Source organism: Hymenobacter latericoloratus (genome assembly GCF_014199535.1).
GTDB lineage: Bacteria > Bacteroidota > Bacteroidia > Cytophagales > Hymenobacteraceae > Hymenobacter > Hymenobacter latericoloratus.
On sequence record NZ_JACHNV010000013.1, the window covers coordinates 15,793 to 36,433 of the forward strand.

Here is a 20,641-nt window from a genome sequence, read left to right on the forward strand (position 1 = left end):
TCACGGCCGGGCACCGGGCGGGCCGGGTTACCAGTCTCTTTGTGTTTCACGCTTTTATCGCCGTACGCCATGGCTGACTTCCCCCTTATGCCCCTGCCTGACCCCGCTGCGGGCTCCCTAGCGGTTCCCGTGCCCGTCGCAGCCGATGCTGCGACGGCCCATGAGGCCCCCGAAACGCCGTCGTGGCTGTTTCGCTACGTGTTTAGCCAGGACCACAAGACCATTGCCAAGCAGTACCTGCTCACGGGCATGGCCTGGGCGCTGGTGGCGGGCACGCTCTCCACGCTGTTTCGCCTGCAGCTGGGCTGGCCGGAAGGCTCGATGGCGTGGCTGCGGCCGGTGCTGGGCCACTGGATTGTGGAGGGCAAGCTCAACCCCGAGTTTTACCTGGCCCTGGTGACGATGCACGGCACCATCATGCTGTTTTTCGTGCTCACGGCGGGCCTCAGCGGCACGTTTTCCAACCTGCTCATTCCCCTGCAGATTGGGGCGCGGGACATGGCCTCGGGCTTCATGAACATGCTCTCGTACTGGTTTTTCTTCCTGTCGAGCGCCGTCATGTTTGCCTCGCTCTTCGTGGAAACCGGCCCGGCGGCCGGCGGCTGGACGGTGTACCCGCCGCTTTCGGCCCTGCCGCAGGCCATTGCCGGCTCGGGCCTGGGCCAGACGCTCTGGCTCGTGAGCATGGTGCTCTTCGTGGTGAGCACGCTGCTGGGCGGCGTGAACTACATCACCACCATTCTCAACCTGCGCACCCGGGGCATGAGCCTGACCAAGCTGCCGCTCACCATCTGGGCGTTTCTGATGACGGCCATTCTGGGGGTGCTCACGTTTCCGGTGCTGCTGGCCGCGCTGCTGCTGCTCGTGTTCGACCGCTCGTTTGGCACCTCGTTCTTCCTCTCCGACATCTACATCGCCGGGCAGGCGCTCAGCAACCAGGGCGGCTCGCCGGTGCTCTACCAGCACCTGTTCTGGTTTCTGGGGCACCCCGAGGTGTACATCGTGATTATGCCGGGCATGGGCATCGTGTCGGAAATCCTGGCCACCAACGCCCGCAAGCCCATTTTCGGCTACCGGGCCATGATTGGCTCGCTGGCGGGCATCCTGCTGCTCTCGTTCGTGGTGTGGGGCCACCACATGTTCGTGACGGGCATGAACCCCTTCCTGGGCTCGGTGTTCATGTTCCTGACCCTGATTATCGCCGTGCCCTCGGCGGTGAAGACGTTTAACTGGCTGGCCACGCTCTGGCGGGGCAACATCCGCTTCACCACGGCCATGCTCTTCAGCATCGGCTTCGTGAGCTTGTTCGTGGCCGGCGGCCTCACGGGCATCGTGCTGGGCAACGCCACGCTCGACATCCAGCTGCACAACACCTACTTCGTGGTGGCCCACTTTCACCTGGTGATGGGCTCGGCGGCCTTCTTCGGCATGTTTGCGGGCGTGTACCACTGGTTCCCGAAGCTGTTCGGGCGCATGCTGAACGAGAAGCTGGGCAACCTGCATTTCTGGCTCACCTTCGTGGGCGTGTACCTGGTGTTCATGCCCATGCACTACCTGGGCATTGCCGGCTTCCCGCGCCGCTACTACTCCTGGACGGGCTTCGACATGTTCTCGCAGTTTGCCGACCTGAACCGACTGATTTCGCTGGCGGCCATCGTGGTATTCCTGGCGCAGTTCGTGTTCCTGTTCAACTTCTTCTACAGCATGTGGCGGGGCCGCCGCGCCACCCAGAACCCGTGGAACTCGACCACGCTGGAGTGGACCACGCCCGTGGACACGCCCCACGGCAACTGGCCGGGCGAAATTCCGGCCGTGTACCGCTGGCCCTATGACTACAGCAAGCCCGGCGCAGCGGCCGACTTCATCCCCCAAACCGTGCCCTTCTCCCAAACCCCGGAGTCGAACCTGCCGCAGGAGCAGGCCCTGCCAAGCCAGGCCCGCGGAGAATAATTTCCCCCGAAACCACCTGGTTTTCCCGCTACTAAAAGGGCCAGGCCCTACATTTAACCCCGTACTTTTTCGCTGCTCCGATGTCCCCAACCCGCCGTTTTTCCTTCGCCGCCGCGCTCGCCCTGTTGGGCCTTAGCCTGACCACGCACGCCCAGCAGGGCGATAAGATGCTCAAAAAAGAGGGCAAAGTCGACGCCAAAATGGTGCGCGAAAACCGGCGCGCCCGGCACGACGGCCACGTCACGCACGGCGAAAGCCTGAGCAAAGAGCCCAAGCTGGTCAAAAAAGACGACAAGCGGGACCACCGCCGGACGGCTTCGCCCCGTTAGCCCGTGGCCGCGCCGCACGCCCCGCCCGTAGCCTACACCGCCGTGGCGGCCCAAAACCTGCGCCGCATCGAGTCGCTCAGCGACGGCGTGTTTTCCATCGCCATGACCCTGCTCGTGCTCAACCTGCGGGTGCCGGCCGCCGCCCTCGTGCGCACCGAGGCCGACGTGGGGCCGGCCTTGCTGGAGCTACTGCCCAGCATCGGGGGCTACGTGCTGGGGTTCCTGTCGCTGGGCATCTTTTGGGTGTGCCAGAGTACGCAGTTCACCTACCTGGAGCACAGCGACCGGCGGCTGGCCTGGTGGCACATTGCCTTTCTGCTGGTGGTGGGGCTGCTGACGTTTTCCACGGCGTTTCTCACCACCCATTTCCCCCTGCGCGGGGCGGTGCTGGTGTACTGGGCCAACCTGCTGCTGGTGGGAGCGGCCCTGCTGGGCAGCTACCGCTACGCCGAGCGGCACAGCCTCTTGCGGGCCGTGGATGCGGCCGTGAGTCGGGCGTTGGTGCGCCGCATCGGGCTGATGCAGGTGCTCTACGCGGCGGCGGCCGGGCTGTGCTTCGTGAGCGTGTATGCCGGGGCTATCCTGCTGCTGCTCGTGCAGCTCAACTACGCCCTGGGCCTAGTGGCCGACCGCTGGCTGGGCGACTGAACCAATTGGGAACGTGCCGGCCAGCGGCGCGTACTTGTCTAACAGCCTGCCTTTCCCAACGCCATGCGCATCACCAAATACATCCACTCCTGCCTGTTGTTCGAGCTGGACGGCCAGCAAATCCTCTTCGACCCCGGCAAGTTTTCTTTCAACGAAGGCCTGGTCAAGCCCGAGGTTTTCAAGGACGTTTCCGTCGTCCTCATCACCCACGACCACCCCGACCACCTCGACGTGGAAGCGCTGCAGAAAATCGTGGCCCTGCGCCAGGCCGTCATCGTTTCCAACCGCGAAGTGGCCGCCAAACTGAAAGCGCACGGTCTGACGGTGCAAATTCACGAGGAAGGTCCGCTGGATTTAGGCGCGTTTCAGCTGCTGGCCATCCCGGTGCAGCACGAGGCCATTCTCGATAGCCCGCTGCCCCAAATGACGGCTTGGCTGGTGAATGGCAAGGTGTTGAACCCCGCCGATTCCTTCGCTGGGAACCTTCTCCAGTTTGCGGGGATAGAGTTGCTAGTGCTGCCCGTCACCGCGCCCTTCCTCACGGAACTGGTAGTGGCCGACTTTGCCCTGAAGATGCGGCCCAGGCAGATTCTGCCGGTGCACGATGGCTACCTCAAGCCCTTCTTCGTGCAGCAGCGCTACGAGAATTACGGGCCCTATTTCGAAAAGCAAGGTATCGTATTTCATCGCCTGGGCGAGCCGGGCGATGCCATTACCCTTGCGTAGTCTCTCCCTCTGTTCTGATGTCTGCGACAACTCCCATCCCTTCACTTCCTCTTTCGGACCAACTGGCCTTGCAGCGCACCCGCCTGGCCAACGAGCGTACTTTGCTGACCTACGTGCGCACCAGTCTGGCACTGGTGGGCTTTGGGCTGGCCTTGCTGCAATTTCACCCCGAGCGGGGCGGGCGGCTGGGCTACTCGGCGCTGGCCGTGGCGGCCCTGGTGCTGGCAGTCGGCCTGTGGCGCTTTCGGGTACATCGCCGGCAACTGGCCACCTGCCAGCTGGGCGAGAACTGAGGCCGCTTAGCTGAGCGTCAAGTCCCAACCTGCTCGGGGTTGAAATGACCATCGCGGCCCTGTCACCACCGGCTGCTCCGGCGCCGTGGGTGCCGGGCAGGAACGGGGCACCCCTGAGGCATTGGCCTTGGGCGCGCACGACATTCGCCGCTGAATAACCACCGCCGAAACCACCGTGAGGCCCCCGATGGCCGCCAGCGCCGCTGGGAGCCCGAACGCATCGGCCAGCCCGCCCGTCAGCAGCGCCCCGATGGCATAGCCCATGTCGCGCCAGAAGCGGAAGATGCCCACGCTGCGCGCCCGCTGCGGGGCCGGGGCGTATTCGGCCACCGCCGCCAGAAACGTGGGGTACACCAGGGCCGTGCCCGCGCCGAGCAGCGCCGCCAGCAGCACAAAGGCGGGGTAGGTGTCGGTAAACAGCATGGCCAGCAGCACGACTCCTTGCAGCAGCATACCCCAGAAGAGCAGGTCTTTCTTGCAGAGCCGGTCGGCCAGCGGGCCCGTCAGCAGCTGGCCCAGGCCCCACACGGCCGGGTACACGGCCGCCACCGTACCAATCTGCGTCAGTGTGAAGCCCTTGCTGGCCAGCAGCAGCGGCAGCAGGCCCCACACCAAGCCGTCGTTGAGGTTGTTGATTAAGCCCGCCTGCGTCACGGAGCCCAGGTTGGGGTGCCGCCAGCTTACGTCCCAGAACGACAGGCGGGGGCCGGTCGGCGTGGCGGGGGCCTGCGCCGCTTCCAGGGCCACGTGAACTCGGGTGTCGCGCACCAGCAGGCTGCCCAGCAGCCCCAGCACCGCCAAGGAAATGCCCAGATAAAACGGATAAGGGCGCAGACCGTACTCCGTGGCCAGCCACCCGGAGGCAAAGGCGGTAGCCCCCACGGCCAGGTAGCCAGCCGACTCGTTTAGGCCCATGGCCAGGCCGCGCTGTTTCGGCCCTACCAGGTCCATTTTCATGACCACCGTGCTCGACCAGGCCAGGCCCTGGTTCAGGCCCAGCAGCACGTTGGCGAAAATCACCCAGCCCCAGCTCGGGGCCCAGAGCAACAACAATGGCACGGGCAGCCCGAAGGCCCAGCCCAGCACCAGCAGGTTTTTGCGTCCCATCCGCCCGGCCCAGGCGCCGGCGTAGTAGTTAGCCACGGCCTTAGTCAAGCCGAACACCACGATGAAGGACAGAATGGCCGAGCGCGCCACCAGGTGAAACTCCTGCTCAGCCAGCCGGGGCAGAATGGTGCGTTCCAGCCCCACCATGCCGCCCACGAAGGCGTTGACGAGCACCAGCAGCGCGAACTGCCGCCAGTTGGCGCGCAAACCGAGTTGAGTGGGCATCTTGTAGCTCTGCTTGATTACAACGAACATCTTATACCCCCGCCAGCGGTCGGGTTTTCCTCCGCTAGCCGGCCAGCTGCACCGAAAGTGGCACCGCCGCCATGAGCGTTTTGTGGATGGGGCACTGGTGGGCCACGCGCAGCAGGCGCTGGAGCTGCTCGTCACTGAGCTCGCCCTGCAGGCGCAGCACCACGTCCAGCCGGGTAATCACCTGCCGCTCGTCCCGCTCAAATGTCACCACGGCTTCGATGTCCCGCAAGGGCCACTGGTTGCGGTCGGCGTACATCCGCAGCGTGATGCAGGTGCAGGCGCTGAGCGAGGCGGCAAGCAGCTCGCCCGGGGAGGGACCCAGGTCTTGGCCGCCGCGGTCGGCGGGCTCATCGGCGAGCAGCGTGCGGCCCCGTTCCAGGGAAATGGCGGTGCGGTAAGGGGCAGCATCAAGGCGGCCGGTGAGGGTGGTCATAGAAGGGCAGGGGTTAGAACGGCAACGTAGGCAACGCCTTTAACGGCAGGAAGCATTGGGCCGGCTGGGCGAAGGCGAGCGGTCGTGACGAGTGGTCGGTAACAGTTCAGTTAGGCAGCTTTTCGCGCAGCGCGCTGTACGTCCAGGTGCCCGCCAGCGCCGCCAGAATCATGACTGCGGCCGCCGGCACGCCGCTGCCCAGCTGCGCGAACAACGGGCCGGGGCAGGCCCCGGTAATGGCCCAGCCCAACCCGAATAGGAGGCCGCCAATCCAGACGCCGTGGCTGAATTTCTTGTCGGCAATCACGATGGGTTTGCCACCGAGGGTTTTCAGGTGATTGCGCTTGATGAGCTGAATCGAAATCAGCCCCACTACCACGGCCGAGCCGATGACGCCGTACATGTGGAAAGCCTGGAAGCGGAACATCTCCTGAATCCGAAACCAGCTGATGACTTCGCTTTTGGTGAGAATGATGCCGAACAGTGTGCCCAGCACCAGGTACTTGAGGTATTTCATGGGGCGTATTAAAACAGCAGCGGGTAAATCAGCCAGGTCATCAGCAAACCGCCGGCAAAAAAGCCGATAACGGCCACCAGCGACACCCATTGCAGGTTCGACAGGCCCGAGATGGCGTGGCCCGAGGTGCAGCCGCCCGCGTAGCGCGTGCCGAAGCCCACCAGAAAGCCGCCCAGCACCAAAAAGAACCAGCCCTTCCAGTTCGCCAGGTTATCGAGCGCAAACAGCTCGCGCGGCAGCAGCCCGGAGAAGTCCGTCAGGTGCAGCTGCGCCTTCAGGTCGCGCACGGTTTCGGCCGAGATGCCCACCACGTCCGGGTGGCCCATGAGCCGGTAGCCGATGAAGCCGCCCAGCGCAATGCCGAGCACGAACATCAGGTTCCAGCTTTCGGCCCGCCAGTTGTACTGCAGGAACGGAATGCCGGCCGGCACGCAGGCGGCGCAGATATGGCGCAGCGAGGAGCTGATGCCCAGCGCCTTGTTGCCCACGAGCAGCAGGGCCGGTACCGTGAGGCCGATGAGGGGCCCGGCCACGTACCAGGGCCAGGGCTGTTGCAGAAGTTCAAGCATAAATCAAGCGCTAATAAGTGCCCCGGTCGCTCGACGGAGCGGGGCACACGAGAGAAATTGTGAGCGGCCTATGCGTTAGCGCGTGGTCAGCGGCTCGGGCCAGTCGAGCACGCCGCCGAGCAGGTTGGCAACGTGTGTGAAACCGGCCTTTGCCAGTTGGTCGGCCGCTTTGGCCGAGCGCGCCCCGCTGCGGCAGTACACGTAGGTGGGGGCCTGCTGGTCGAGGCTGGCCACGCGCTGGGCAAAATCGGGCGCAGTCACTTCGATGTTCACCGCGCCGGGCAGGTGGCCTTGGGCAAACTCGTCGGGCCGGCGCACGTCCAGCAGCACCGCGCCGGGCTGCCGGATTTCGGTGGAAAACTGGGCCGGGGGCAGGTTGTGATAAGCCGGGGCGGAGGATTTCAGGAAATTGAACATGGGAAAGAATAAAATAGATTAAACGGGGGTGTCAGGCCTTAGGCGTGAACGGCCCCGGCCAGCACGGGAAAAGACTTTACGGCCTCGCCCAAATCGAAGACCGACGTGCCCGGCAGGGCCGGGGCCACGATGCTGCTGCCCGCCGCCGAGCGGTAGCCGCCGGCGCAGTGCACCACCACCGGCTTACCGGTCGGAATTTCCCCGGCCCGCTCGCGCAGTTCCGGCAGCGGAATGCTCAGCGAGCCGGCAAACAGCGGCTCGTGGGCGTGCTCCGACGGGTTGCGGATGTCCACGACGGTGTAGCGGTCGGGGTGGGCGCGAAACGCTTCCACGTCCAGCGCCGGCATCGTTTCCTCGTGGCCCGGCGAGCCCACCCGCGCGCCCAGAATCAGGGGCTCGTAGCCAATTTTGGCCGTTTTGCGAATCACATCATCCAGCACCGCCCCGTCGGCGGCCAGGAGGTAAAACCGTTCCGTCGGCCCTACGAGGGAGCCCAGCCAGGTTTCAAATTTGCCCCCCTGCTGAATGTTAATCGCCTGGGGCAGGTGGCCGCGCTTGAACTCCGCTTCGGGGCGCGTGTCGACGATGACCACGCCGGCCGCCAGGGCCTCGCCTACGGCCAGGCGCGGCACCCGGGCCACGCCGGGCGCGAAGTCGGGCGCGCCGGCCTTGTTCAGGTCCACGTCGTAGCCGAAGTACTTGGGAATGAAGGGCTGGTCGGCCAGCAGCTCCTGCACGAAGGCCTCCTCGGATTGGGGTCGCAGGGCGTAGTTGCCGTTTTTCTCGGCCCCGATGGTGCTGCTGCTGGCCGTGCTGGTGGCCTTGCTGCAGAGCGAGCCCGCACCGTGGGCAGGGTACACCAGCACGTCGTCGGCCAGCGTCATCAGCTTCTCGCGGGTGCTGTGGTACAGCTGCTTGGCCAGCTCTTCGCGCTTGGCGGTCAGGTTGCCGGCCTTTTCGCGCAGGTCGGGCCGCCCCACGTCGCCGATGAGCAGCGTGTCGCCCGTGAACACGGCCACGTCCCGGCCCTCCCGGATGAGCACGGTGCTCACCGAATCGGGCGAGTGGCCGGGCGTGTTCAGGGCCCGGAAGGTGAGCTTGCCCACCGTGAACGAGTCGCCGTCGTCAAACGCTTCGTGCGCGTACTCGGCCCCCAGCAGCTTGCTCACGCGGATAACCGCGCCGGTATGTTGCGCAACTTCGCGGTGCGAGGAGACGAAATCGGCGTGGGGGTGGGTTTCGAGCACGGCCACGATTTGTGCGTCGTGCTGCCGGGCGAAGTCGTAGTAGGGCTGCGGGTCGCGGGCGGGGTCCACCAGCACGATTTCCCGGGCGCACTCGCTCAGGATGGCGTAGGAGAAGTGGGCCAGGCCCTTGTCTTCAAACTGTTCGATTTTCATGGGAAGCAACGAAAAAACGGGTGAGAGAATCGGGAGGTGAGAAGGCGGAAAAGGAAGCGTTATGCGTGGTGAAACAGCAGCTCCTTGGTGAGAATAAACGTGCCCATGGCCAGCGTAAACCAGCCAAAAGCGGGCTTGAGCTTGGCCCCCGGAATGAAGCGGGCCAGGTAGGTGCCCAGCACGATGCCGCCGAGGGCAAAGGCCAGGAAGCCCAGCAAAAACGGCCAGGCGATGGGCGTGCCCGCGCTCAGGTCCCCTGTGAAGCCAATGAGCGAGTTCAGAGCAATAATGGCCAGCGATGTGCCCACGGCCAGCTTCATTGGCAGGCGCGCCCCCAGCACCAAGGCCGGGATGATGAGAAAGCCGCCGCCCGCCCCCACAAAGCCCGTGAGCGTGCCCACCACCAGGCCAATGGTGAGAATGAGCGGGTAGTTAAAGGTGTGCTTGTGGTGTAGTTCCTCCCCCAGCACTTCAACGGCCTGCTTGCTGCGAATCATGGAGGTGGCCGCCACCACCATCAGCACGGCGAAGGCCACCAGCACCAGCAGGTCTTTGGTAAAGACGATGCTACCCATCGTGAACAGCACGTGCGGAATGGCCGGCATGAGCACCTTGCGCACCAGAAACACCGCCGCCAGCGAAGGCAGCAAGAACACAATGGCCGTGCGCAGCGACACCAGCCTCTTGCGGAAGTAGCCCGAAGCCCCCACCACCGAGGTAGAGCCCACCACGAACAGCGAATAGGCCGTGCTCAGCACCGGGCTCACCCCCATCAAATACACCAGCACCGGCACTGTGAGAATGGAGCCACCCCCACCCATGATGCCCAGCGAAAGGCCAATGAAAATGGCGGCGAAGTAGCCGAAGTAATGGAGCATGAGCGGGGGATGTATGAATTTATGAAAGGGTGTTCATGTATTGCGGCAAAAAAAGCCGCGATTCCTATAGGAAAGTGCACGCGGCCAGGCACTGAATCACGTCGATGACTTCGCGCATTTTCAGGGCGTAGTAGATGTTTTTGCCCTCGCGGGAGCTGCTCAGGATGCCTTTGAGCTTCATGCCCGTGAGGTGGTGGGAGAGCAGGCTTTGCTCCACGTTCAGCTTTTCGCTGATGTCCGACACCGACAGGCTGTCGGTGGCCGCCAGCAGCTGCACGATGGCAATGCGGGTGGGGTGGGCCGTGGTCTTGAGAATAAAGGCCACCTTCTCCATCTTCTCGATGTCGAGGCCAAGCTCAATGGGGGCGGGGGAAGCGGCGGTCGTCATAGGTTGAACAAATGTATGAACATTTGTTCATGCTTACAAGTATTGTCCGTATCTTTGTTCCAGCAAGTTCATTTTTTCTCGCTGGCCTGCTCCCGGGTCAAGCGCCCCAAGGGCCGCGCGGCGGCCCCGGCCAATTCCTTAAGCCCCCGTTATGAACCGTAAGAACTTATTGCAGTGGCTTCCCTGGGTCCTGTTCGCGCTGGTCCTGTTCACGCCCCTGCGGCCTATCGTACTCGGCGGCGTGCAGCGCGGCCTGCTGGCCACCGGCCTCTGGAAAGCCGAAGTGCCCGCCGCTCCAGCCGCGGTGCCGGTGGTGCTCACCAGCGGCACCGCCTATCCCCACAACCTGCCGATGGTCACCCTCGACGGCCAGCCAGTTAACCTGAGCGAGCTGAAAGGCAAAGTCGTGTTCGTGAACCTGTGGGCCAGCTGGTGCCCGCCCTGCCGCGCCGAGATGCCCGGCATCGAAGCCCTGTATAAAAAAATGGACCCCGCGAAGGTGGCCTTCGTAATGCTCTCGCTCGACGATGATGCGGCCAAGGCCCGGAAGTTCGTTAAAAGCCAGAGCTACACCTTTCCGGTGTACCTGCGCACCGGCAACCTGCCCGCGCCGTTCGATTCCAACTCCATTCCCTCCACCGTCATCCTCGGCCCCGATGGGCAGGTGGCCGCCCGCCACGATGGCATGGCCGAGTACGACACGTCCGAGTTTAAAGCGGCGCTGGAGAAACTTTCCCGCTGAGCCGCTTCTGCTGCAAAGTCCCCACCATGTCATTCGGGGCAGAACGGCTTAGCGTAGCGTCAGGCACACGGCGGCTCCCAGCGCGCCGTTGTTGTAAAGGGGCACCACCATGGCCCGGTCCTGCAGGCCGCGCAGCAGCACCCGGTGCACCAGCGGGTAGGCCCAGTAGGCCAGCTCCGTAGACAGGATGCCCACGCCGGCGCCGGCCAGCACGTCGGAGAGCCAGTGCTTGTTGCCCAGCACCCGGATGGTCGCCGTGGCCGTGGCCACCGAGTACCCGCCCACGCTGTACCAGATGCTCCGGCCGCCGTACTCGCGGTGCAGGAAGGTGGCGGCGGCAAACGCGGCGCTGGTGTGCTGGCTGGGAAAGGAGCTGTAGTCCTGGTTGCCGTAGGGCCGCTCGACGTGGGCCAGATTTTTTAGGTTGCTGGTCAGGGTGTTGTTGATGGTGTAGGCCAGGAAGAAAATCACGCCCTGATTAACGGTGCTGTGCACGCCCTTCACACCGGCCAGGCTCAGGCCCAGCGTGGCCACGGCCGGCATATGGCGCAGCTGGTCGTCGAGAGAGGTTTCAAAACGAGGAAAGTGCCTTTTGACGGAAGCTTGAATGGCCTCGTCCGTTTCCAGTGCGTCCACGCCCTCGGTACCCAGGGTGGCCACTCCCAACAGTAGCGCCGGCACAGCTAACTGCCGCAACGTGGGGCGGAAAGGATTGCGGGGGCCTACGGTGGTTGGTATGGTCGCCGTCCTGCTCAAAGAGGAGTCTTTCGGTAGTAGTACCTGCGCCAAACAAATAGCCTTGGTACTGAAACACAGCAGGCCAACCATCCAGGCACGAGTCAGAACGTTGGCAAACAAAGAGGACGGCACCATTGGCATAACGGGAAGAGTTGACCGAAGCGTAACCCGCTCAATGATGCTGGCTACAGCCACGCGAGACTCAGCGTTGAGCAATAGGCGAAAATTAGCGTCGCATTCTGAGCGAAAGTTGAGTGCCGTGTCGTCTCAGCCCTCGTGCTACCGTGGACGGTTAGGCAGGCAGCGGCCTAGACAGCGAAGCGTGCAGGCTACCCCAAGGTGCTGCCGGCGGCTACCGGCGGAAATGTTGTGGCTGATTAACTCAATCGGGCTTATAGCAGCGGATGGCGGCGGCATGGCCGGCGGACTGGGGAGTAGCCAGAAAGAGGCGGTCGAGCACCGGAGAATACAAGCTAGTGCCGGCTCCTTTAACCGTAGGCAGCGACTGGCTCAGCTGGTAGCGGTCAGGCGTTTGCTGTTTGACAATTTCCAGCGTCCCGGCCCCACAGGAGATGTAGAGCTGCGCCCGGCGGCCGTCGTAATAAATACCGTCGGCACCGGGACTGATGGGCAAGCTGGCCACCTGGCGACCGCCCGGGGTGGCGAACACCACCAGCCGACCCGGCGCACAGGCCACAAAAAGCCGGTGGTGCGCACCATCCAGCGCCATCGGGATATTCTGGCCTCCCCCCGTGACCGGCCAGGTCGCGATGCTTTTCCGGGTTTGCCGGTCAATCACCTCGACCTGATTAAGGGCCGGCTCGTTGACGTATACCCGCCGGCCGTCCAGCTCGAACTGCTTGGCGTAGCCCGCCAAGGGGATTTCGCCGGTCTTGACGTGGTGAGCCACATCCAGCAGCCCAAGGGCCCCAAAGCTTTTGCCCACACCCACAACTAACTGGTGCGCCGCGCTGTCGAAGCGCAGGTTGTTGCAGGCCTCGCGGAAGGCATAGGTACGTACCCGCTGATACGTGGCACCGTCCAGCTCGGTGACGCGCCCGTCGCCGCCCGTTGAGACGAACAGGCAATTTCCTTCGGGCCGGTACACCACCCACTTGGGCTCCGCAAAGCCGGGCAGACTGGCCAGGGCGCGGCCAGTGCCCACGTTCACTGCTTCGACGCTGTGATTGTCTTCGGCGGCTACGAATAGCCGCTGACCGGCGGCATCCAGGGCCATCAGGTCGAACCCACCTTTTACCTGGGGCAGTGCTATCGTCCGCTCCAGGTAAAGCAGTGCTTTCACGGGCCGTGCAACAGCCGTCGGCTGGTCGGCTCGGCTATTCGATTGACAGCCACTTGCCACCAGGCCCAGCAGCATGCTGAGTGCTCCCCAGCCTATTGAATTTTGCATAAAAAGTGCTGGAGAAAGGGCTCAGGTCCAACTCACCGTGAAGCGGTGCCAGTTGGGCACCTCGAAGTCGTAGGCTAATTGCAGGCCGCACGTGTCGCAGATTTGACGCGAAATGGCCAGCCCCAGCCCGACGCCACCGGGGGCGCTCAAGGCATCCTTGCGGAAGCGGGCAAATTCCCGGCCGGCGGGCAGGGCCGCGGCCCGTCCGGTATTTGCCACCGTCAGGCGTTGCGGCGTGAGCGTCACCGCAATTGCCCCCCCGGTTTGGTTGTGCCGGATGGCGTTCACGACCAGGTTGCTCACCAAAATCTCCAGCAGCGTCGAGTTGCCCCGCAGCCACACGGGATGGTCGGCCGCGAGCTGCACGTTCAACTGCGCGGCTTCGATTTCTTCCTGTAATTGCTTGACAATGGTGGTCAGCACCCGCCGCAGGTCCACTTCCTCGTCGGCGGTAAATTGCTGGTTTTCGAGACGAGCCAGCAGCAGCAGGCTGCGATTCAGTCGGGCCAGCCGCTGCGTGACGTCCAGCAAGGCTCCGATGTGCTGGGCTTGCGCTTCGCCCAAATTGGGCTGCTGGGCCAACAGCTCCAGCTTGGTGTGCTGCACGGCCAGGGGCGTCTGCATCTCGTGCGCCGCGTTCTCGGTGAATTCTTTCTGGCTGTGGTACAGCCGGCGATGCTGGGTAAGCAAGTCGGTCAGGGCGGCGTTGAGCTCCTGGAATTCCAGTGTGGGCGACGGCGTCAGCTCCACCGGCACGCGCTGGTCGAGGCGGAAGCGACGCAGTTGGGCCAGCGTTTCGTAGAACGGCCGCCACAGGCGGCGGGCCACGCGCTGCTGCACCAGCACCAGCCCGCCGAGCAGCACCACCAGCAGCCCCGCCTGCGCCACCCCAATGGCCGCCAACAGGTCCTCGCTTTCCACGAGCGAGCTGCGCAGCACCAGCCGGTAGGGGTGGCCGTGGTAGCGCACCGTAGTCGTAAGCGTCCGGTAAGGCTCCATCTCTTTGGCCAGCGAGTCGTAGCGCAATTCCCCTGCTATGCGTTCCGGCCCGGCAGGCTCCCGGCCCAATGGCCGGATGACCAGGTCGCGGTCAAGCTTCATCCACAGGGCAAGGTCCTGCGCGCGCGGCACCAACGGCAGCTTTCGGACTACTTCCTCGCGGCGTAGCAGCAGCGCCTCGTCCACGTCGGCGTAGTAAAGCTGCTGCAGCACGAAATAGAAGACGAACGTGCCGGCCAGGGAAACCAGCCCGGCGTATACCAGCTGCGCGCGCAGCGTGCGCAGCAGGAGCTTTACGGGACGCGCCGGCTTCATGCGGAAGGCAGCTCAAAACGGTACCCCAGCCCGTACACCGTGCGCAGGCTGTCGCCGATGCCCAGTTCGCTGAGTTTGCGTTTAAGGTTTTTGACGTGGGTGTACACCGGCTCGTAAGAGTTGAAATGCTCGGCCATGTCGCCCGAGATATGCTCGGCAATGGTCGATTTCATGACCACCCGGTTCTGGTTGGCGAGCAGCAGCAGCAGCAGGTCGTACTCGCTGCGCGTGAGCAGCAACGGCTGCCCGCGCACCGTGGCCTGGCGCGCCAGCACGTCTACCGTGAGTGGGCCGGCTTGCACCAGGTTCGACCCGTTGAAGCGCCGCCGCCGCACCAGAGCTGCGATGCGGGCACTCAGCTCCGACAGGTGAAACGGCTTGGGCAGGTAGTCGTCCGCCCCGAGGCGCAGGCCGGTGATGCGGTCGTCGAGCGCATCGCGCGACGACGTGATGATGACGCCATCGGCCTGCTGGCGGGCCTGGAGCTGGCGCAGCAGCTCCAGGCCGTCGCCGCCGGGCAGGGTCAGGTCCAGCAACACGCAGTCGTACTCAAAGAGCAACAGCTTCTCCTCGGCTTCGGCAAAAGTGGTGGCCACTTCGCACACGTACTGCTGGTCTTGCAGGTGGCTGAGCAGGCTGGCCGTCAGCTCCGGCTCGTCTTCTACGATAAGTAATTTCATGGGCACGGAAGAATGGAGAGCATCAAAAAGTGTGGGGCAGTGGGGTTAAGCGGCCATCGGTAGGGACTCCGCTGGCAGGGTCCGGAAGCCGGGGTATTGCTGCCGAAAACAGTCTTCCCACTCCTCGTTGAGCACCTTGGTGCGGGCCTGCACGAGCAGGTGCGCGCCTTTCTTGGTCCACTGCATCTGCTGGCGCTTCACCATTCGCTTGGCCAGCACCTGATTGACCGCCGACTCCACAAAGCCGGTGGAGACGCGTTCGCCGTAGCGCTGGCGCTCGGCGTAGTCCACGATGAAGCCGCTGTTCTGCTCCACGTAGGTATGAAAATCAGCCAGTAGCCGGGCCAGCGGCTTACACTTGCTGTATTTCCGGGCCACGAGCGGGTCGTCCTGGTGTACGGCGAGGGCGTCGTCCAGGTCCCGTATTTTCTCCAGGGCCCGCTGGGCGTTGCCGTGCCAGAGGTGCCATTTGATGCTGGTCAAGCCGTCCTGTAGCGCTTTTCCCCCGGCCGCGTCGACCTGAGCAAATCCCAGCGCGTATTGCTGGAGCACCGTCAGGCGCATGGTCAGGTGAAACCAGTCCAGGATATGCGTGGACTCCGCACTCAAATAACTGGTCAGCGACCGCAGCACCGCGGCGCCGTCCGTGAAGAATTCCACCGACTGATTGGCTTGCAGCCCCTGCGAACGCAGGACTTCAAATACCCGGCGTCGCGGCTTGGCATCGACTTCCTGCACGAAGCCGAAGCATTTGGCGCCCCCTTCGGCTGGAATGCTTTTGCCCGCAATCACCTCGAAACAGCCTTTTTTGTGCCAGTGCCGGACGTAGCCGCCGTCGAGGCCGACCACCAGCGGGCGGGGCGGGCACGGCAAGGCCTCGCGGTCGCGCTGGCAAACGCCGTGAAAAGGGGCCACTTCCTGCGGCAGCTGCTTCTCCTGCGCCTCGACCACGGCGTGCAGGTGCTGCTGGACGGTTGTGCCCGATAGTTTCGCACTCAGGGGCAGCACGTCGTGGAGCAAATCTGCCGTTTTCTGGTAGGGAATCAGGCTGGCCCACTTGGTTTCCAGGTACAGCCGCTCCGGCGTCACGTGCTGCGGAAACAGGTGCTGGAGGGGGCTGAAAGTCTTAGGCCCCGCCTCGGTGGGAGGCAGATAGTAGCGCGGGCTATCCACTGTAACGTTTCCAAACAAGGTTTTCAGCTGGAGCGGGTAGCTGCCTTTCTTGCGTAACCCGCTGGGCTGCTGCGCCTGCAGGTGTACCGCTACCTGCTGCGCAATCATCTTTTACTGAAGGCGTTGCAGCAGCGCTTTCGATTCGGCCAGCGTCAGGCCCACGTTGGCTAAGCTTAGGTCCTCCCGGCTCCAGGTGAACACGTCTTCGAGGGTAGGCTCGTCGCCTTCTGACTGACAAGCCACCAGTTGTAATTTGAAGTTCATGGGACTGGGGGGGTAAGGATTACAGCATGGCTTTCACTTTACGCACCGTATTGATGGCCACGTCGCACAGCTTCGCCGTGTTACGTACGCTCTGGCCCGCGCGCAGCTGCCGGGCGACAGCCGCATACTTTTTTAGAAAGACGGCCTTTTCCTCCGTTGCGCCCACGGGGCGACCAATCGTGACGCCTTGCCGCCGCGCCTCGTCCATGCCGGAGAGAATGCGCTCGCGCAAGGTTTCGCGTTCCAGGCGGGCAAACTCGGCCAGCAGGGTGAACATAAACTGCGCCACCGGATTCCGCTTGCCGTTTTTGAGGGTTTCAATCCCGAAGTTTTGGACGTAGATGCTGATGCCCAATTGGGTCAGTTCTTCGACAATCTGCAGCACTTCCACCGTGGAGCGGCCCAGGCGCGAGACTTCGCTGACCAACACTTTCTGAATGGCGCCCCGGCGGCTCAGCGCCAATAACTGCTGAATCCCTTCCCGCTCCTGATTCCTTTTCGCCCCACTAATCTTCTCCGCAATCTCGGCCACGACCTGCACGGCCTGGCTCTGGGCCACGGCGCGCAGATCTTCCACCTGCCGCTGGTAGTCCTGCTCCTTTTTGGAGACGCGCACGAAAATAACCGCCTGTTGCATCGTGCAAAGCTACCTGGGCTGTATCAACGAAACCACTTGGTTTTCCTGATACAGTTTTCACGACGTCACATCCGCGAAGAAGTAGTCGTAGCCGCCCTGCGAAAGCAGGAAATCGGGATTACCCTTAAGTTGATACACTTTGGCCAAGCGGGCATTGACTTGTGCCTTGTCGAAGTGCTCCGGGCGGTAGGTCCAGAACCAGGTCGGCACGTCGTCGGCGAAGATATTTTCGCCGGCCAGCAGCCGGTCCACGGCTTCGTAGCTCCACGAGAACTGGTCGAGCGTGCGCTGGTCGTAGCCGCGGGGACCACCGACCTCTTCTGGGGGACAGGCCCGGCGGCCACTGATGCATACCGGGTGGGCCGCTAACGCCGTTGCAGACAGTATTTTCTCGACCCGCACCTGGTGCTGCCAGTAGTCGCCAAAATCGTACGTGTACGTGAACCGGTCCTTGACCCGCCACTCGAAATCGCCCAAGTGGATCCGCCGGGCATCGTCGGTAAACCACGTGCCGCCCGCGTAGCAGATGCCGTAGTCCTTGCCCCAGAGATGGAAGCTGTGCAGGTGCCAGTTCTCCCAGCCCATCACCACTTGGAAGACGTGGTGCAGCTCGGCCAGGGTCGTGTCGCCCCGCACCAGCACCCGCCGGCTGATTTGCGGGCTGATGCCTAGCAGATGAATTTTGAGCTGGTAGACGGCCTGCAGCCGGTCAGTACCAGATACGGTAGGAGCAGCAACTGCTGGCTGGCGCATCGCTTTCACGGATAAGGAGAGTTTCCCAAGTTAACCCGCAAGACAGCTACCTCCCCACTGCCCCACACTTTTTGATGCTCTCCTAGATGTGCACACGGTCACCAATGGCCGGCACCTGGCCGCGGCCGGACCACTGCAGCCCGGCCGGGAAGCCCGCCAGGCTGGGAAACCCCACCCACGCCGGGCAGGCTTGCGGCTCCCCTGTCCAGGCGGTAGGGCTAAGGGTAGGCTGACGGACGACGGAAGCGGAAGAACTGGACATGATGAGGCAGTAAGTGGTGACTGATGAAACAGCGGAGCTTGGGGCCGCTGGCTTCGGGGCCGGGTGTTTTCCTTTTGTTGGCGCGCCGGGCCCCCGGCTGACGGTTGCCAGCCGGTGCCCTCTCCCCCGCTATGCTGCTTCGGGCAGGGCTTCGGCGCTGTCGGCCTCGTAGCTGGACACAATGCCCAGAATGTGGTTGGCGGCCTTCTGGGCCTGGCTGGCGGCAGAAATAATCAGGCGCTTATCATTGCGCAGGGCCTGCAGCCAGTTGGCCAGGTAGGCGGCGGTGCTGGGTTCGGTCACGGCCAGGTTCAGGCCGGCGGCGTTGCTCAGGAAGGCGGCGCCCAACTCGGCCACCAGCTCTTCCTTGGCGTAGGTTTCGCTACCAAAAGCGGCCTTTTCCGTCAGGGTGGCCCGGTCAAGACGCTTGGCGTGGCCGGTGGAATGGGCCAACTCGTGAAACAGAGTAGTGTAGAAATCCTCCGGCGTGTGGAAGTTCGCCGGCTCGGGCACAGTCACAGTGTCGGTGCTGGTGCGGTAGTGGGGCTCACTGCCGGCGTAACAGATGCGGGGGCCACCGGCGTAACCGGTCACAATCTGCTCGGCAGCCTGCTCGGGTGTATGCTCGCGCTGCACCGGCTCGGGTAGTTTCCACGCCACGCCGTCAATCTGGGCAATGTTGAACACGGTGGAATACTGCAGGATGGCCACTTTTTTCTCCTTCCCCTGGGCGTCCTCTTTCTTCGATACCTTGAAGAACACCACGGGCATTCCTTTTTCGCCCTTGCGCACCTGGCCGCCCAGCTCACGGGCCTGGTTGTAGGTCAGGTAATAAGGCTGCTCGTGCTGGAGCATGGCCAGCAGCAGGGCGTTGATGCCCTGATACACGTGCTTACTGCGGTAGTTGCGGGGAGCGCCGTGGGCAGCGTTCCACGACTGTTTCCACGGGGCTACGCCGCTTTCTAAAGCCAGGATAATCCGGTTGGTGATGATGTCATACACATCGGCGCGGGGGGCGGCAGCGGGGGCATTTTTCATAAACCAAAGGCGGGGTAAGTGGTGAGAAAAGCGTTAGTAGAGGTAATCAGGATGAGCAGCCGGGCCTAGCTCCTGGTCCTCGCGGGCCAATTGGGCATCTTCCCATGCCTCGCTTTCCTGCAAGGCCAGCAGCTTCCAGCGCAGCAACTGGGCCGCATCGGTGCAGGCGCTGAGCAGTGGCTCGGCCTTTTGGCGGCGCTCGGGGCTAAAGGCGGGGTGATTGAGCACTTCGCGCAGGTTCCGGCGGGCTGAGGAAACCAAGAGCGCACAAGCAGGGGAAAGGGGCATTGACACCATGATTATCAAGCTGTTTTAGGTGCGTTGCTTATACTTATTAAACGCAAATGCGCCTGTTATTGTTGCTTTTTTAGCTTATTTATTAATGCTTTTTTAGCCTATTTATGGCACGGTGATTGGCTTTTCCCCTTTTGTTACTATTGCATTCGTAACCCACGCCGATGACTTACCTTACCCGCGCCGTCTGGCTGCTCTCGCTCATTAGCCTCTTCACCGATCTGGCCAGCGAGATGCTCTACCCGGTGATGCCGCTGTATCTGCAGTCCATTGGCTTCTCCGTATTTTTCATCGGTCTGCTTGAAGGACTGGCCGAAGCCGTGGCCGGCCTGAGCAAGGGCTACTTCGGCCAGTGGAGCGACCGGCTGGGCCGCCGCGTGCCCTTCGTGCAGTGGGGTTACGGGTTGAGTGCCTTCTCCAAGCCGATGTTGGCGGTGCTGGCCACTCCCCTTTGGGTATTGCTGGCCCGCACCCTCGACCGCCTGGGCAAGGGCTTGCGCACGGGCGCCCGGGACGCGCTGCTCTCCGACGAAACCACGCCTGCCGACCGGGGTAAGGTCTTCGGGTTCCACCGCTCAATGGATACGCTCGGGGCCGTATTCGGTCCCCTGGCCGCGCTGGCCTGGCTGGCCGCGCACCCCGGTCAGTACCGCCCGCTGTTTTTGTGGGCTTTTCTGCCAGGCGCGCTGGCCGTTGGTATCACCTTCGCGCTTCGGGAACGGCGGGCCGTGCCTTCCGGCCGGCCGGTGATGCCCTTTTGGGCCTCGTTTCGCTACTGGCGACAGGCCCCGCCCGCCTACCGTCGGGTGGTAGGGGCCCTACTTGTGTTTGCCCTCTTCAACAGCGCCGATGCCTTCCTGCTGCTGTTGGCCCGCCAGCGTGGGGTATCGGCTACCGGCGTCATCGGCCTCTACGTACTCTATAACTTTACCTACGTGCTCAGCGCCTGGCCCCTGGGGCACCTGGCCGACCGCCTCGGCCCGCGCCGCCTGCTGGTGGGGGGCCTACTAATCTTCGCGGTGGTATATGGCGGGGTAGCCCTGGCGCAAGGGCCTTGGGTCTTTGCCGGGTTCTTTGCCCTCTACGGCCTCTATGCGGCCGCCACCGAAGGCGTGAGCAAGGCCTGGGTCAGCACGCTCTGCGCGCCAGCCGATACCGGCGCTGCCCTGGGTACGCTGGGCGGTCTGAGCAGCTTGGCCGCACTGGGCGCCAGCACCGGCGCGGGCCTGCTCTGGCAGTTGGGTGGCCCAGCGTTGCCATTTGGGCTGGCGGCGGCCGTAGCATTGGGCGTGGCCGCGTTTCTAGCTCGTCGCTGATTTAGCAGCTGCGAAGGCCGGCTTGCGCGAGTCAGTAGCACTACTGCACAACCTGGGTTATAGCTGCCACCGCACCTCGGCCGTATAACCAGTTGAGCAGTATTCCAAC

26 protein-coding genes are annotated in these 20,641 nt (G+C 63.5%); 7 read left to right on the forward strand and 19 right to left on the reverse strand.

The genetic code is table 11. From position 1 onward, the window contains the following. The first annotated feature begins 69 nt into the window (after window positions 1-69). The 5 genes from GGU46_RS21155 (at window position 70) to GGU46_RS21175 (ending at window position 3,946) form a co-directional block, all read left to right on the forward strand. On the forward strand, window positions 70-1,950 hold the full coding sequence (locus GGU46_RS21155; protein WP_246008999.1) for a cytochrome c oxidase subunit I: 1,881 nt from the start codon (window positions 70-72) through the stop codon (window positions 1,948-1,950). Window positions 1,951-2,030: 80 nt separating this feature from the next. Continuing rightward, the gene (locus GGU46_RS21160; protein ID WP_125433167.1) at window positions 2,031-2,279 is read left to right on the forward strand and encodes a hypothetical protein; all 249 of its coding nucleotides are present in this window, start codon (window positions 2,031-2,033) and stop codon (window positions 2,277-2,279) included. Window positions 2,280-2,282: 3 nt separating this feature from the next. After that, window positions 2,283-2,927 carry a TMEM175 family protein gene (locus GGU46_RS21165; protein ID WP_125433166.1) on the forward strand — a complete coding sequence of 215 codons (645 nt, stop codon included), beginning with the start codon at window positions 2,283-2,285 and terminating at the stop codon, window positions 2,925-2,927. A gap of 63 nt (window positions 2,928-2,990) precedes the next feature. Further along, the gene (locus GGU46_RS21170; protein ID WP_125433165.1) at window positions 2,991-3,653 is read left to right on the forward strand and encodes an MBL fold metallo-hydrolase; all 663 of its coding nucleotides are present in this window, start codon (window positions 2,991-2,993) and stop codon (window positions 3,651-3,653) included. Between the two features lie 17 nt (window positions 3,654-3,670). After that, a complete protein-coding gene (locus GGU46_RS21175; RefSeq protein WP_125433164.1) occupies window positions 3,671-3,946 on the forward strand; it encodes a YidH family protein in 276 nt (91 codons plus the stop codon). Between the two features lie 6 nt (window positions 3,947-3,952). On the opposite strand, the gene GGU46_RS21180 is transcribed toward GGU46_RS21175, so the two are convergent. The 8 genes from GGU46_RS21180 to GGU46_RS21215 form a co-directional block, all read right to left on the reverse strand. Beyond that, on the reverse strand, window positions 3,953-5,308 hold the full coding sequence (locus GGU46_RS21180) for an MFS transporter (RefSeq protein ID WP_246417750.1): 1,356 nt from the start codon (window positions 5,306-5,308) through the stop codon (window positions 3,953-3,955). A 34-nt stretch (window positions 5,309-5,342) separates the two neighbouring features. Continuing rightward, window positions 5,343-5,741 carry an OsmC family protein gene (locus GGU46_RS21185; protein WP_125433162.1) on the reverse strand — a complete coding sequence of 133 codons (399 nt, stop codon included), beginning with the start codon at window positions 5,739-5,741 and terminating at the stop codon, window positions 5,343-5,345. Window positions 5,742-5,847: 106 nt separating this feature from the next. Then, on the reverse strand, window positions 5,848-6,258 hold the full coding sequence (locus GGU46_RS21190; RefSeq protein WP_125433161.1) for a DUF6691 family protein: 411 nt from the start codon (window positions 6,256-6,258) through the stop codon (window positions 5,848-5,850). Window positions 6,259-6,266: 8 nt separating this feature from the next. Then, window positions 6,267-6,827 carry a YeeE/YedE family protein gene (locus tag GGU46_RS21195; protein WP_125433160.1) on the reverse strand — a complete coding sequence of 187 codons (561 nt, stop codon included), beginning with the start codon at window positions 6,825-6,827 and terminating at the stop codon, window positions 6,267-6,269. 75 nt (window positions 6,828-6,902) lie between these two features. Next, the gene (locus GGU46_RS21200; RefSeq protein WP_125433159.1) at window positions 6,903-7,244 is read right to left on the reverse strand and encodes a rhodanese-like domain-containing protein; all 342 of its coding nucleotides are present in this window, start codon (window positions 7,242-7,244) and stop codon (window positions 6,903-6,905) included. 38 nt (window positions 7,245-7,282) lie between these two features. After that, window positions 7,283-8,644, reverse strand: coding sequence for an MBL fold metallo-hydrolase (locus GGU46_RS21205; RefSeq protein ID WP_125433158.1), 1,362 nt, complete (start codon window positions 8,642-8,644; stop codon window positions 7,283-7,285). A 59-nt stretch (window positions 8,645-8,703) separates the two neighbouring features. After that, window positions 8,704-9,522 carry a sulfite exporter TauE/SafE family protein gene (locus GGU46_RS21210; RefSeq protein ID WP_125433157.1) on the reverse strand — a complete coding sequence of 273 codons (819 nt, stop codon included), beginning with the start codon at window positions 9,520-9,522 and terminating at the stop codon, window positions 8,704-8,706. Window positions 9,523-9,586: 64 nt separating this feature from the next. Next, entirely contained in the window at window positions 9,587-9,910 is a 324-nt protein-coding gene (locus tag GGU46_RS21215) for an ArsR/SmtB family transcription factor (RefSeq protein WP_246008998.1), read from the reverse strand. 151 nt (window positions 9,911-10,061) lie between these two features. On the opposite strand from GGU46_RS21215, the gene GGU46_RS21220 reads away from it, so the two are divergent. Next, complete coding sequence (locus tag GGU46_RS21220) at window positions 10,062-10,652, forward strand: TlpA family protein disulfide reductase (RefSeq protein WP_125433156.1); 591 nt, start codon at window positions 10,062-10,064, stop codon at window positions 10,650-10,652. A 48-nt stretch (window positions 10,653-10,700) separates the two neighbouring features. Here GGU46_RS21220 and GGU46_RS21225 read toward each other — a convergent pair whose 3' ends face one another. The 11 genes from GGU46_RS21225 to GGU46_RS21275 form a co-directional block, all read right to left on the reverse strand. Further along, window positions 10,701-11,348, reverse strand: a complete 648-nt coding sequence (locus GGU46_RS21225; protein ID WP_183405515.1) for a phosphatase PAP2 family protein — start codon at window positions 11,346-11,348, stop codon at window positions 10,701-10,703. 424 nt (window positions 11,349-11,772) lie between these two features. Beyond that, on the reverse strand, window positions 11,773-12,693 hold the full coding sequence (locus tag GGU46_RS21230; protein ID WP_125433154.1) for a YncE family protein: 921 nt from the start codon (window positions 12,691-12,693) through the stop codon (window positions 11,773-11,775). 129 nt (window positions 12,694-12,822) lie between these two features. Then, complete coding sequence (locus GGU46_RS21235; RefSeq protein ID WP_183405516.1) at window positions 12,823-14,115, reverse strand: sensor histidine kinase; 1,293 nt, start codon at window positions 14,113-14,115, stop codon at window positions 12,823-12,825. Beyond that, complete coding sequence (locus GGU46_RS21240) at window positions 14,112-14,795, reverse strand: response regulator transcription factor (protein ID WP_183405517.1); 684 nt, start codon at window positions 14,793-14,795, stop codon at window positions 14,112-14,114. The genes GGU46_RS21235 and GGU46_RS21240 overlap by 4 nt, the downstream gene beginning before the upstream one ends. A gap of 45 nt (window positions 14,796-14,840) precedes the next feature. Further along, window positions 14,841-16,076: an ISKra4 family transposase gene (locus GGU46_RS21245; protein WP_183405518.1), complete on the reverse strand. Its 1,236-nt coding sequence runs from the start codon at window positions 16,074-16,076 to the stop codon at window positions 14,841-14,843. A gap of 3 nt (window positions 16,077-16,079) precedes the next feature. Beyond that, a complete protein-coding gene (locus tag GGU46_RS21250; RefSeq protein WP_183405519.1) occupies window positions 16,080-16,232 on the reverse strand; it encodes a hypothetical protein in 153 nt (50 codons plus the stop codon). Between the two features lie 19 nt (window positions 16,233-16,251). After that, on the reverse strand, window positions 16,252-16,869 hold the full coding sequence (locus GGU46_RS21255) for a recombinase family protein (RefSeq protein WP_183405520.1): 618 nt from the start codon (window positions 16,867-16,869) through the stop codon (window positions 16,252-16,254). 57 nt (window positions 16,870-16,926) lie between these two features. Then, a complete protein-coding gene (locus GGU46_RS22265) occupies window positions 16,927-17,622 on the reverse strand; it encodes a plasmid pRiA4b ORF-3 family protein (RefSeq protein ID WP_246399144.1) in 696 nt (231 codons plus the stop codon). 82 nt (window positions 17,623-17,704) lie between these two features. Next, entirely contained in the window at window positions 17,705-17,884 is a 180-nt protein-coding gene (locus GGU46_RS21265) for a hypothetical protein (protein ID WP_183405522.1), read from the reverse strand. A gap of 129 nt (window positions 17,885-18,013) precedes the next feature. After that, entirely contained in the window at window positions 18,014-18,922 is a 909-nt protein-coding gene (locus GGU46_RS21270; RefSeq protein WP_183405523.1) for an ArdC family protein, read from the reverse strand. Between the two features lie 33 nt (window positions 18,923-18,955). Further along, on the reverse strand, window positions 18,956-19,183 hold the full coding sequence (locus tag GGU46_RS21275) for a hypothetical protein (RefSeq protein ID WP_183405524.1): 228 nt from the start codon (window positions 19,181-19,183) through the stop codon (window positions 18,956-18,958). A gap of 197 nt (window positions 19,184-19,380) precedes the next feature. Between GGU46_RS21275 and GGU46_RS21280 the strand changes: the two genes are divergently transcribed. Next, entirely contained in the window at window positions 19,381-20,532 is a 1,152-nt protein-coding gene (locus tag GGU46_RS21280; RefSeq protein WP_183405525.1) for an MFS transporter, read from the forward strand. Window positions 20,533-20,641 lie beyond the last annotated feature (109 nt).